At 71.8% G+C, this 13341-nt stretch carries 7 protein-coding genes; 6 read left to right on the plus strand and 1 reads right to left on the minus strand.

The window, feature by feature from the left end; translation table 11 throughout:
* Positions 1-12 precede the first annotated feature (12 nt).
* Positions 13-3345: a non-ribosomal peptide synthetase gene (locus ACZ7DE_RS27835; RefSeq protein WP_470765797.1), complete on the plus strand. Its 3333-nt coding sequence runs from the start codon at positions 13-15 to the stop codon at positions 3343-3345.
* Between the two features lie 405 nt (positions 3346-3750).
* On the opposite strand, the gene ACZ7DE_RS27840 is transcribed toward ACZ7DE_RS27835, so the two are convergent.
* Complete coding sequence (locus ACZ7DE_RS27840; protein ID WP_470765799.1) at positions 3751-4794, minus strand: MupA/Atu3671 family FMN-dependent luciferase-like monooxygenase; 1044 nt, start codon at positions 4792-4794, stop codon at positions 3751-3753.
* Between the two features lie 215 nt (positions 4795-5009).
* On the opposite strand from ACZ7DE_RS27840, the gene ACZ7DE_RS27845 reads away from it, so the two are divergent.
* The 5 genes from ACZ7DE_RS27845 (at position 5010) to ACZ7DE_RS27865 (ending at position 13319) form a co-directional block, all read left to right on the plus strand.
* Positions 5010-5237 (plus strand): MbtH family protein, encoded by a 228-nt coding sequence (locus ACZ7DE_RS27845; RefSeq protein ID WP_470765802.1) that lies wholly within the window; start codon positions 5010-5012, stop codon positions 5235-5237.
* On the plus strand, positions 5234-5491 hold the full coding sequence (locus ACZ7DE_RS27850) for a phosphopantetheine-binding protein (RefSeq protein WP_470765804.1): 258 nt from the start codon (positions 5234-5236) through the stop codon (positions 5489-5491). The genes ACZ7DE_RS27845 and ACZ7DE_RS27850 overlap by 4 nt, the downstream gene beginning before the upstream one ends.
* A gap of 511 nt (positions 5492-6002) precedes the next feature.
* On the plus strand, positions 6003-7409 hold the full coding sequence (locus tag ACZ7DE_RS27855) for an acyltransferase domain-containing protein (protein ID WP_470765806.1): 1407 nt from the start codon (positions 6003-6005) through the stop codon (positions 7407-7409).
* A gap of 5 nt (positions 7410-7414) precedes the next feature.
* A complete protein-coding gene (locus ACZ7DE_RS27860; protein WP_470765808.1) occupies positions 7415-10768 on the plus strand; it encodes a non-ribosomal peptide synthetase in 3354 nt (1117 codons plus the stop codon).
* Entirely contained in the window at positions 10761-13319 is a 2559-nt protein-coding gene (locus ACZ7DE_RS27865) for a type I polyketide synthase (protein WP_470765811.1), read from the plus strand. The genes ACZ7DE_RS27860 and ACZ7DE_RS27865 overlap by 8 nt, the downstream gene beginning before the upstream one ends.
* Positions 13320-13341: the final 22 nt, after the last annotated feature.

Consider the following 13341-nt stretch of genomic DNA (forward strand, 5'->3'; position numbering starts at 1 on the left):
AGGTAGGACGGCATGAGTGACACCTCGGAGCGGCTGCGCGAGCAGTCCCCCGCCCAGAACGCCCTGCACACGCGGCGGCCTGAGGAGCGCACCGCGGCGGCGCCGGGCGGGATCACCGGGCGCCCGGCGGGCACGGGCGCCCCCTTGTCCTTCGCACAGCAGCGCCTGTGGTTCCTGGACCAGCTCGGCTCCGGGAACGCGGCGTACAACCTGCCGTACGCGCTGCGGCTGTCGGGTCCGGCGGACCTGGACACGGCGGTGCGGGCCTTCCAAGCCCTGGTGCGGCGGCACGAGACCCTGCGGACCACCTGTCCCTCGGTCGACGGCGAGCCGGCGCAGACCATCGCCCCGGTGGACGCCCACGTCTGGGAGCCCCGGGTCGTCGACCTGCGCGGCGCGGACGACGCCGAGGAGCAGGCGCGGCGGCTCGCAGCCCAGGACGCGCCGGCGCCGTTCGACCTCGGCCGGGGTCCGCTGCTGAGGGTGACGCTGGTGGCGCTCACCGAGCGGGAAACCGTCGCGCTGATCAACCTGCACCGCATCGTCGCCGACGACTGGTCGATGACGGTGCTGACGGACGAGTTCTGCCGCCTGTACGACGCCTTCCGCACCGGCGGCGCCGATCCGCTGCCGCCGCTCGCCGTCCAGTACGCCGACTACGCCCACTGGCAGCGCGAGCAGTTCACGGGCGGTGCGGCGAACCGGGTGGCGCACGGGCTGGCGCACTGGCGTGAGCGGTTCAGCGGCGAGCTGCCCAGTCTGCGGCTGCCGACCGACCGCACCCGGCCGACCGAGCAGACGTACGCGGGCCGGACCCGGTCCTTCACCCTGCCCGCCGAACTGACCGCCGGGCTCAGGGAATTGGGCAGCACCGCGGACGCCGGCCCGTTCGTGACGCTGCTCGCCGGATACACGGCCCTGCTGCACCGCTATTCGGGCCAGGACGACATCGTCGTGGGCACGTCCGTGGCCGGCCGTGACCGGCCGGAGACCGAACCGCTCGTCGGTCCCATGGCGAACACGCTGGCCCTGCGCACGGACCTGTCGGGCGACCCGACCTTCCGTGAGCTGCTCGCACGTACCCGGCAGGCGTGCCTGGCGGACTTCGCCCATCAGGACGTTCCCTTCGCGCGCGTGCTCGAGGAGGTACGCCCGGAGCGCGACCTCAGCCGCGCCCCGCTGTTCCAGACGACGCTGTCGCTGCACGACGCCCCGCGGCCCGCACCGGAACCGGAGGGGCTGCGCGTCAGCCCGTTCGAGGGCGAAGGCCGGACCACGGCGCTGTACGACCTGAGCCTGCATGTCGTCGACGAGGGCGACCGGCTGCGCTGCGAATGGGAGTTCAACGTCGACCTGTTCGCCGACGCCACCATCGAGCGGATGGCCGCCCATTTCGAACGGCTGTTGCTCGGCGCCGTGGCGGACTCCGATCTGCCGCTGTCCCTGCTGCCGCTGCTCTCGGAGCCGGAGCGGGCCGAGCTTCTGAACCGGGACAACCTGGTCTCCGTCGAGGTCGCCCCCGACACGTGTGTGCACCACCTGTTCGAGGAGCACGTCCGCGCCACCCCCGACGCCGTGGCCGTGGTGGACGGAGAGGACCGGGTCAGCTATCGCGAACTCGACCGGCGGGCCGGGATCATCGCCGCCCGGCTGCGCGCGCTCGGCGTCGGCCCGGAGTCCCGGGTGGGGCTCTGCGCGCCGCGCTGCCCCGACTCGGTGGCGGCCCTGCTCGGCGTCCTCAAGGCGGGCGGCGCGTACGTGCCGCTGGATCCGGCCCACCCGGTGGACCGCCTGAGCTACGTGCTCTCGGACGCCTCCGTACGCCTGCTCCTGACCCGCCACGACGTGGTGGCCTCGGTACCCGGGCTCACCGAAGGGGTCAGCGTCGGCTACGTCGACGACTGGCTCGCCGAGGGCGCCGTTGCGGCGCAGGACGAGCCGGCCGCCGTCCCGCCGGTGCGGCCCGCCGAACCGAACGCGGACAACCTGGCGTTCCTCGTGTACACCTCGGGCTCGACCGGCCGGGCCAAGGGGGCGATGCTCACCCATGGCGCCCTGATGAGCGCCTTCCGCTCCTGGGAGCGGGTCTACGGCCTGGGCACGGTGGTGCGCCGGCATCTCCAGGCCGCGAACATCGCCTTCGACGTGTTCACCGGCGACATGGTCCGCGCGCTGTGCTCCGGCGGCACGCTGGTGCTCTGCCACCGTGAGGCGCTGCTGGATCCGGCGCGGCTGTACACGCTGCTCCAGCGGGAGCGGATCGACTTCGCCGACCTCGTCCCGGTCGTCATCCGCCGGCTCAGCGCCCATGTGGCCGAGCAGGGGCGGATGCTGGACAACTTCAAGGTGCTGGCCGTCGGCGCGGACATCTGGTTCATGCAGGACTACTGGAACCTGGCGAAGCTGTGTCCTCCCCGCACCCGTCTGGTCAACTCGTACGGCGTCACCGAATCGACCGTGGACAGCAGCCTGTTCGAGACTCCGATGCCCGAGCGCGGTGACGAGGAGCCGGTGCCGATCGGACGCCCGCTGCCCAACACCCAGTTCTACGTGCTCGACAACCGGCTCCAGCCGGTGCCCATTGGAGTGAACGGCACCCTCTACGTCGGCGGCCTGGCCCTGGCCCGCGGCTACGTGGGGCGCCCCGAGCTCACCGCCGAGCGGTTCCTCGCGCACCCCTTCTCGGAGAGGCCGGGAGCCCGCCTGTACAACACCGGCGACCTGGCGCGGATGCTTCCCACGGGTGACGTGGAGGTGCTGGGCCGGGTGGACCGGCAGGTCAAGCTGCGCGGGTTCCGGATCGAGCTGGAGGAGGTCGAGTCGGTGCTCGGCCAGCACCCGGACGCCCAGGACGCCGCCGTGATCGTCCGGGAGGACGCCCTGGGTGAGCGGCGCCTGGCCGGCTATGTCGAGCCGCGAGCGGGACGCAGCCCCGACCCGGTCGCTCTTCTGCAGTACCTGCGCACCCAACTGCCGTACTACATGGTGCCGTCCACCATCACGCTGCTCGAACGGATGCCTGTGAACGCGAACGGCAAGCACGACCGCAAGGCCCTGCCCGCTCCGGCGCCCGTGGCGGATGCGGTCGAGCGGCCTGCCGCCGGGTTCGCCACCGCCACGCAGGAGCGCGTGGCGCGGATCTGGTCAGAGGCGCTGGGGGCCGACGTGGTCACCGCCGAGGACGACTTCTTCCAGCTCGGCGGAGACAGCATGCTGACGGTGCGGGTCCTGTTCGCACTGCGCCGAGCTTTCGGCGTGGACCTGCCACTGATCACCCTGTTCGCGGCGACGACGGTGGAGGAGCTGGCCCACCGCGTCGACCTCGCCGCGTCGACACCCGCCTGATCCGGGGCCCTCCCGGGGCCCGTCCCCGGGAGGGAGCACCGCAGGCGGGCCGGCTGACGGGCGCGACCGGCTTCCTCGGCGTCGGATCCGGTACGAGGCAGGCGAGCGGTTCGCTCGCCATGAGAAGACCGTGTTCATCGCGAAGGATCTGCGGGTGAGTGAGCGGTCGGTGGAACGCCGGCGCCGTGCCTGGCGGGAGGGTGGGATGGACGCTCTCGCCTCGGCGGGACCGCCGAAACCTCCCAAACCGTCCGATGGCCAGTTCGCCGAGCTGGAGCAGGAGTTGGCCTCGGCGCGGGTCGGCCACTCGGCCGACAGCCGGCACTTCGGCGGGTCGGCCCCGGCGCGGGCACGGTGGATCCGCACCCTGGCCGGGCGACCGCGGCGGCATGGGAAGGACCAGGGTCAGATCGTGCGCTGGTCGGGCGCGTCGGCGCCGCACGCGTCCTGCAGCCGCTTGAGATAGGTCAAGCCGGTCATGACCTCGTCCGTCGGCAGTCCGAAGTCGATGAGACACGCGATCTCGTCCACGCCGAGCTCCGCGAGCCGCGCCACGACCTGCTCGCCCTTGTCGACCGAGCCGAGCAGGCCGACGTTGTCGAAGTAGTGCTCGAAGGCCCGCTCGACGAGCATGTCGATCTCGTCCGGCTCCAGATCCCCGGTGCTGAGGTCCGACGTCAGGATGAGCCCGAGTGAGCTGCGCATGTAGTCGCTCAGCGAAGGCCGGACCAACTCTCGGACCCTGTCGGTGTCCTCGCCGAGGTACGTGTGCACCATCACCGCGACGTGGCCCGGCCAGCCGGCGTCGGCCGCGGCCTTCCGGTACTCGGCGATGTTGTGCGCCAGCTGTTCGGGACTCTGGCCGAGCAGGTGGGTGAGGAGCCCGGCTCCGATCCGGCCGGCGCTCCGGAAGGTCTCGACGTCGCCGACACTGGCGACCCAGATCGGCAGGTCGGTCTGGACCGGCGGCGGGAACGACCGCACCTTCACCAGGTTCCCCGCGCCATCGGTGACCTCGATCGCCTCGCCGCGCCACAGGGCACGCACCTGCTCGATCCGCTCGTACATCTCCGTCCGGCGGTCCTTGTAGGCGGCCGGATTCAGGGCGAAGTCGACGGCGTGCCAGCCGGAGGCGAAGGACACCCCGACTCGGCCCCGGGAGATGTTGTCCACGACAGACCACTCCTCGGCGATCCGCAGCGCGTGGTGCAACGGTGCCACGACGCTGCCCGCCCGGATCTTGACACGCTCCGTGGTCGCGGCGATCGCCGCACTGGTCACCGAGGGGTTCGGATAGGTCCCACCGAAGGGGTGGAAATGGCGTTCCGGGGTCCACACCGCCGCCAAGCCGTTCTCGTCGGCGAAGCGGGCGCCTTCGAGCAACAACCGGTACCGGTCGGCCTCGGCGCCTCCGCTGTCGTTGGCGAAATAGAACAGGCTGAGATCCATTGTGCGTTCTCCCCAGCGGATACGGGTTCGGAGGGTGTGGCGAATATCGGTCGGTAAATGCGCCCGCTCCTGATTCATAGCACCCTCGTTCTTCGCGGACACACTCACCGCGGACCGCGGTGGATAACGGCCGACGGAGTGTTGTCTCGCCGGCGAGACACGCCCACGATGGAAACGTCCTTCGGGAAATCAGGTTTCGTTCACACAGGAGAGCCGTGGCCAATCCGTTCGAAGACGAGGAAGGCGTTCATCTGGTCCTGGTCAACGGCGAGGAGCAGTACTCGCTGTGGCCGGCGATCCGTGCCGTGCCCGCCGGCTGGTCGGTCGCGCACGACGCGGACACGCGGGCGAACTGTCTGGAATACGTGTCCGCACACTGGTCGGACATGCGGCCTGCCGGCCTGCGAGAGCTGACCGAACAAGTGCGAGAGGTGGTCAAGTGACGGTCGACAGCGGGTTCCGTAACCCCATGGACGAGCTGGTGGTCGGCAAGGTGCGGGAGCTTCTGGGGAATCCCGACATCGGCGTCGGCGACGACTTCCTGGCCGTCGGCGGCAACTCCATCATCGCCGTCCGCCTCGGCCAGGCGCTCCGCCAGGAGCTCGGGATATCCCGGATCACGGGCATCATCCTCAAGAACCCATTGCTCAGCGACCTCAGCGACGTGCTGAGCGAACTGGTCGGCGAGGCGTCCTGACCAGGTCGTGACGCGCGTGGCTTCGGGACGGAACGGGGATCCGCCGCTACCCCGCCGACCGGGCTCTGTGGTTCGATTCCTCGTGCCAGGTACGTCGCATCAGCATCAGGAAGGCTGAGACGGAAAGCCTGTCTCGCCGGCAAGACATCGAGCCGATGTCACCTTGCGGTGGACGGTTTCCCGGGCCATATGTTCGTGGTTCGGTGACAGCGCCCTCGGCCTACGGCGCTTCGACCTCTTCTGGAATTCGGCGTCATCCCATTCCAGCACGTTGGATGCCGTCGCGGGCTCACGTCGCTGACTTTTTCCAGACTTGACAGATCGGCTGGAGTTCCTTCGTGCCCGGAATGCCGTACAACAATCTTCAGGTCACGTCGGATTCAGACGGTGATCCCTCGACCGGAGGTCATTCCCGAACGGTCGCCGCGTCGTCGGCGCAGCGACGGATGCATTTCTCCTGGATCCTGCGACCGGATGACACCCTGCCGGTGCTGCGGCGCGGGGGGACCTCGTGACGGCGGCCGGAACCCGGCCGTGGACCGGGTTCCTGTTTCCGGGGCAGAGCTCCGAGTACGTCGGCATGGGCGTCGAGCTCCATCGCGAGCACCCGTTGTTCCGCGCGGGCGTCGACCGGCACGCCGATCAGTTCCGCCGGCTCACCGGCGTCGGTCCGCTCGACGTGTTCGCCGACCCGGCCGCCCAGACCCGGGCCGAGCTGCTCCAGCCCGCGGTCTTTCTGCTGCAGGTCGCGTTGGCGGAGTTCTGGACCTCGTGCGGGGTGCGGCCGGACGCGGTGGTCGGCCACAGCCTCGGCGAATACGCGGCTGCCTGTGTGGCGGGGGTGTTCGGCGTCGAGGAAGGACTCGAACTCGTCAGCGCCCGCGGCCGGGCCTTCGCGGCCGTGCCCGGCGCCGGCCGGATGGTCGCCGTGGGCGGTCCTGACCCGGCGGAGCTGGAACGCCTGGTCGCGGCACACGGCGGCGCGGCGTCGGTGGCCGCGTACAACGCCCCGGAGCGGATCGTCGTCTCGGGGACCGACACAGCGATGGGGGAGTTGGTGGCGGCGTTCGAGCGGCGAGGCTGGCTGACGATCCCGCTGGAGACCACCCACGCCTTCCACTCGACGCTGGTCGCCCCGGCCGTCCCGGAGCTGGTCGCGGCGGCGGGCCGGATCCGGCACCGGGCCCCGGCCGTGCCGCTGGCGCTGAACCTCACCGGGGGTTGGGCCGCGGGCGGGGAGCTCGGCGCGGAGTACTGGGGCCGGCAGCTCACCTCACCGGTCAGGTTCATGGCGGGACTCCGGGCACTGATGGACGGCGGTTGCACGGTCTTCCTGGAGGTGGGGCCCGGACGGACGCTGACCACGGCCGGCCGGGCGCAGAGCGGCGGGAGTGAGCTCTGGCTGGCGGGGTTGTCGCCTCGGACACCGGATTCGGTGACGGTCTTGGAGCACCTGACTCGGTTGGAGGAGGCGGGGATTCCGGTCGACTGGGTGAGGTACCACGCGCCGTTCCGTGCGATGGGGCGGGCGGCCGGTGATCGGCCGGGAGCGGATCGGCCGGCTCCGGCGCCGTCCGCCGAGCTGCCGTTCCGGATCGAGCGGGTCGTGATCCACGAGTCGGCGGGCGCTGCCGGATCTGGAGTCGCGGTGGTCCGGCACCGGGTGGGTGGGACGGCGCGAGAGGTCGTCGACGTCTCGGTCGTCGACGACGCCGGCCGGCCGGTCGTCGAGGTCTTCGGGCTCGAGCTCGGGGCGGGGACCGGTGAGGAGGCGGGCGGGCCGGACCAGCTCTCGCCCGAGGAGGCGGAGCGGCTGCTGGCCTCGCTCGACACGCTGACCGAGGACCAATTGCACGCCCTCCTGCCTCTGTGGGCAGGCCCAGCCGCTTCCACCCCCGTCGGATCGACCGAGGAGTGACACGCATGACTGACTACGACCTCCGGAAGAAGCTGGAGGCGGCGCTTCGGGAACGGGCCGGACAGGCGCGCACCGAGCATCCGCTCTCGTACGCGCAGAGCTCACTGTTGATGCTGCATCAGATGGACCCGGACAGCGCGTCCTACAACGTCGCCCTCACCGCCCGGTTCACCGGCGGATTCGACTCCGCCGCGTTCCGCCGCGCGCTGCAGTCGCTCGTCGGGCGGCACGCGGCGCTGCGCACCACCTTCAGCCGGGCGGGCGCCGGGGACGGGGACGTCCCCGCGGGCCGTCAGACCGTTCACGGCTGGCTCGAACCCGACTACGCCGAGCTGGACGCGCATCAGTGGACTGAAGGAGAACTCCAGGAGGCGGTGCGTGCCGCCTATCGCGAGCCGTTCGCCCTCGTGACCGGGTCGCCCATTCGAGCGCGGACATACCGGGTGGCGCCCGGAGAAGCGGTCGTTCTGCTGGCAGCCCACCATGTGGTGTGCGACTTCTGGTCGCTCGGCACCATGCTGGCCGAACTCGAGCAGCTCTACGCCGCCGAGGTCGAACGGCGTCCGGCGGGGCTGTCCGCGCGCAACAAGCCGTACAGCGACTTCGTCGTGTATCAGCGTGAGCTGATCGCCGACGAACGGGGCGCCCGTGCCCGCGCCTACTGGCACGCCCAGCTGTCCGGTCAGTTGGAGCCGGCCGAGTGGCCCCGGTTCGATCTGGACCCGGCGGACGCCGACGGCGGCGGTTCGCTCATGTTCCCCATCCCCGCGAACCTCGCCGCGGACGTGCTCGAGCTGGCCAAGGCGGAAGCGGTCACGCCCTACGTGGTATTGCTGACGGCCTTTCAGGTCCTGGTCGGCCGCTACACCGGCCGGCGTGACGTGCTCGTCGGAAGCCCGTTCGCCGGCCGTACCGACCCGGCGCTGGCCGAATGCGTCGGGAACTTCATGAACCCCGTCGTGCTGCGTGCAGACCTGAGCGACGCGGTCTCGTTCCGCGAGCAGCTCGGCCAAACCCGCCGGACCGTCGCCGAGGCGTTCGAGCACCAGGACTATCCGTTCGAACTGCTCGTCAGCGAGCTGGCGCCGCGCCGGTCCGACGGCCGCAATCCGATCTTCCAGACGATGTTCATCTATCAGAAGTCCGGTCGGCATCCGGCTCACGCCGCCCTCCACGTGGCCGACGAGGGCGCGTCCCCGGCCGCCTGGGCCGGACTGACCGCGGCGCCGTTCCCGCTGGACAAGCAGGACGACCAGCTCGAGCTCACGCTGGAGGTCGTCCACGACGGCGACCGGCTCGTCGGAGTGCTCAAGTACCGCAAGTCCGTCTTCTCCGCCGCCGCGGCCGGCCGTGCCGCTGAGCACTACACGACGCTGTTGCGGGCCGCGGTCGCCGGCCCTGACCGCAGTGTGGCGGATCTGCCGGTTCTGAGCGAGGCCGGGCACGGCGTCGACCGGCACCCCGTGCCGGTGTCCCTCGCGTCGGACGACAGCTTGGCGGCCCGCTTCCGGCAGGCCGCGGAGCAGCACGCCCATCGAACGGCAGTGCGCTGCGACGGAGACGAGCTCACGTATGCCGAGCTCGACGAGCTGGCCGGGCGCTGGACGGCCCGGCTGCGGGCGGAGGGCGTCGGGCCGGGCAGCCGGGTCGCCCTCCTGCTCGAGCCCTCCCTCGACACCGTGGCCGCGATCGTCGCGGTCCAGCGGGCCCAGGCGGCCCACGTGGTCCTGGACCCGTCCTGTCCCGTGGCTTGGTGCCGGTCGGTGCTCGAGGACAGCGGAGCGCACGTGGTGCTCACCCAGCCGGACCTGGCCGGTCTGCTGGACGGTGCCGCGGTGCCGGTCCTGGTCATGCCGGAGACCGAGCTGCCGCCGGCCGGCGAGCCCGGCGATCTGCCGCGCGCCGGCGACGTGGCCCACACCGTCTACACCTCCGGCTCGACCGGGACGCCCCAGGGGATCGACATCGAGCACGGCAACGTCCTGACGCTGCTGGAGTCGATGCGCGAGCACGTCGTCATCGACGAGACCGCGGTCGGGGCGTACTTCCACCCGGCCGGTTCCGATCTGTCGCTGTGGGGCACCTTGCTGGCCGGGGCGTGCCTGGTCGTCGTGCCGTCGGGGGCGGCCCGATCGCCCGACCTCTTCCACAGGCTGCTCGTCGAGGAACGGGTCACACACATGGTCCAGACCCCCTCCGCCCTGCACGGCTGGGCCGCCGTGGTCCGGCGGACCGGGGCCGAGGGTCTGGCGCTGAGGCACGTCTTCTCGTGTGGCGAGCCTCTGCCCGCGCCGCTCGCCCGGACCGTCCGCGAGTGGTGCGGGACGCTGTGGAACGTGTACGGCCCGGCCGAGACCACGGTCTGGGCCACTGCGCAGCCCGTGGGGCCCGAAGACTGTGTGGGAGCCGGCGTGCCCGTCGGACTCCCGCTGGCGAACGCCCGGGTCCACGTCCTCGACGAACACGGGCAGCCCGTGCCGCCGGAGTTCACCGGCGAACTGCACATCGGCGGACAGTGCGTCGGCCGGGGCTACGTCAACCAGTCGCAGCTGACGAAGGAACGCTTCCTCGACAGCCCGCTCGAGCCGCAGGGCCGGCTGTACCGCACCGGCGACCTGGCGCGGGTCAACACCCGGGGGCAACTGGAAATCCTGGGACGTGTCGACAACCAGGTGACGATCAGCGGGTTCCGGGTCGAGCTGGAAGGCGTGGAAGCCCAGCTGGACAAGGTGCCCGGTGTCAGAACGTCGACGGCGCTGGCCGTCGGCGCGGGCGTCGACGACAGCCGCCTCGTCGCCTGCGTGATTCCCGAGCCGGGGTGGAACTTGACGGAAAGCGCCCTGAGAGCGGAGTTGCGTTCCACGCTGCCGCCTTACATGGTGCCCACCGCGATCGGGTTCTTCGACGTGTTCCCGCTCGACGCCGGTCAGAAGGTCGACCGCGCGCGACTGGCCGAGCAGTTCGCGAGCGCGGCCGCTCGAACCGGCGTCGCCGGGGCGCCGAGCGACCGCGAGCGCCGGGTGACGGCCGTGTGGCAGCAGGTGCTGCAGCGCCAGGACATCGGCCGCGAGGACAACTTCTTCGATCTCGGCGGCAACTCCATGCTGCTGCTGCAAGCCTACGAACTGCTCGTCGGCGACGCCGCGGACCCGCCGTTGAAGGGGTCCGAGCTGTTCCGCTATCCGACCGTGGCCAGTCTGGCCGCGCGACTCGGCCGTGCCGATGCCGGGCCCGCCGACCTCGGCGGAGGCGGGGGCCGCGACCGGGATCGGACGTCGAGCCGACGCATCCGACTGGCGGACGACACGGTCCGCGACGCGCGCCTGCGGGCCCGGGAGCGGGGAGGGCGCAATGCCTGACGCCGACGAGATCGACGTGACGATCCGGTCGAACGACGTGGCAGTGATCGGGATGTGCGGCCGGTTTCCCGGCGCCCCCGACGTGGACGCGCTCTGGAGCCGGCTGCGGGCCGGGGACGAGCTGCTGACCACCTACACCGACGACGAACTCCTCGCGGCCGGTGTGCCCGAGCGGGTACTCCGCGATCCGCGTTACGTCCGGCGAGCGGCCGTCCTGCCCGACGCCTTCGACTTCGACCCCGAGTTCTTCGGCTATACCCGGCGCGAGGCGAAGCTGATCGATCCCCAGCAGCGGATCATGCTGGAGGTCGCGTGGGAACTGCTCGACACCATCGGCTACTCCGGCGGGGCCGACGGCCAGGCGGTCGGGGTGTTCGCCGGCGCGGCGATGAACACGTACCTGACGAACGTCGTGGCCCGGTCCTGCGACCTGCTGACCTACGACGGCATCGAGCTCATGGTCGCCAACGACAAGGACTATCTGACCACGCGGATCTCCTACAAGCTGGGCCTGAAGGGGCCGAGCGTCGCCGTGCAGACCGCCTGTTCGACATCGTTGGTCGCGGTGCACGTGGCCGCGCAGAGCCTGATCGCGGGGGAGTGCGACATCGCGCTGGCCGGCGGCGTCTCGGTGATCGCCAACCCGTATCCGGGCTATGTGTACCGCGAGGGGATGATGTTCTCCCCGGACGGCCGGTGCCGTCCCTTCGACGCGGACGCCGACGGCACCACGTTCGGCGACGGCGTCGGCCTGGTGGCCCTGAAGCGGCTGGCCGAGGCGATCGAGGACGGCGACCGGATCCTGGCCGTGCTGAAGGGGTCGGCGGTCAACAACGACGGGTCCGACAAGATCGGCTACACCGCCCCGAGCGTCGAAGGGCAGCGGGCGGTGATCGGCGAGGCGCACGCGGTCGCCGGGGTGGACAGCGACACCATCACGTACGTCGAGGCGCACGGGACCGCGACCGCCCTGGGCGACCCCATCGAGTTCACCGCTCTCAGCGAAGCCTTCGTCGACGGCGGAGCCCAGCCCGGACAGTGCGCGCTGGGCTCGGTCAAGGCGAATGTCGGGCACCTGGCCGCCGCCGCCGGGATCACCGGGTTCATCAAGGCGGTGCTGGCCCTGCGGCACCGGGAGATCCCCGGCCACCCGACCTTCACCCGGCCCAACCCGCAGATCGAGCTGGCCGACAGCCCGTTCCACATCAATGCGCTGCCGACGGCATGGCAGCCGGGCCCGACCCCGCGGCGGGCCGCGGTCAGCTCGTTCGCCATCGGCGGCACCAACGTGCACGTCGTGCTGGAGGAGGCGCCACCGCTGCCCGCGCGGCCGACGCCGGACGCCGGTCCCCGGCTGCTCGCGGTGAGCGCCAAGAGCGACCGGGCGCTGCGCGAGCTGGCAGGCCGGCTGGCCGACGCGCTGGCGCGGCCGGACGCCCCCGACCTCGCCGACGCCGACTACACGCTGCGGGCCGGCCGGCGCGGGTTCGCGCATCGCCGCGTGGTCGTCGCGGACGACCACGCCACCGCCGTGGCCGGACTGCGGGCGATCGCCGCCGGGGCCGCGGCGGCGCCGACGGCGGAGGCCGCCCCGTCCGTGTCGTTCCTGTTCGGCGAGGTCCCGGTCGAGGATTTCCGGGTGCTGGCCGAGCGAGTGCCGGCCGTGGCCGACATCGCGCAGCGGTCCATCGACAGCGCCCTGATCCGCGCGCAGAGTCCGCCGGCCGCGCGGGTGACCGCCGGACTGGTGCTCGCGACGCTGTGGGCCGAATCCGGCGCGCGGCCCGACGCCGTCGGCGGCGCCGGAGCCGGTGAAGTCCTCGCGGCCTGCTGCAGCGGGGTCCTCGACGAGACCGAGGCGCTGGCCCTGCTGTCCTGGCGGGCCGGGCTGCTCGACGGCCCGCCGGAGGTGCGGCCGCGGGTCCCGCGCGTCCCGGTCCTGTCGGCCGTCGTGGGCGGCGAGCTGCCCGAGTCGCGAGCCCTCGACCCGCTGCACTGGACTCGGGACGTGTGGGAGGGCGGCCGGCTGGCCGAGGCCTTCGGGGGCCGGACTGCGGACGGGGCGACGGTGGTCGTCATCGGAACCCCGGCCGAACCGCTGCCGGAGGAGTTCGCCCCGGACGGCGGCTCCGAGCCGTCGCCGGTGGCGCGGCTGCTCCACGACGCGGGCCGACTGTGGACCGCGGGTGTCCCGGTGGACTGGTCGGACTGGTCCGGCCAGGAGCCCCACCGGGTCCCGCTGCCGGCACATCCGCTGTATCGCAGCAGGCTGCGACTGGACGAACCGGACCAGGCGCCGCCGGCGGCCCCCGCCGGCCCGCCGCGCGGCGAGGAGCTGAAGCGGCTGCTGGCGAAGCTGTGGACCGAGGTGCTGCGCACCGAGGTCGACCGCTACGACCGGAGCATCTTCGACATCAACGACGACTCGGTGCTCGCCGTGCGGCTCGCCCGCCGGATCGGGACGGAGCTCGGCGTCCCCCTGCCGACGATCGATCTGCTGAAGAACCCGACGATCGACCGCCTGGCGGCGCACCTGGACCGGGTGGGCTGACGTGAACCACGAGGAGAACACC

This window comes from Streptomyces sp. NPDC037083, assembly GCF_055606485.1.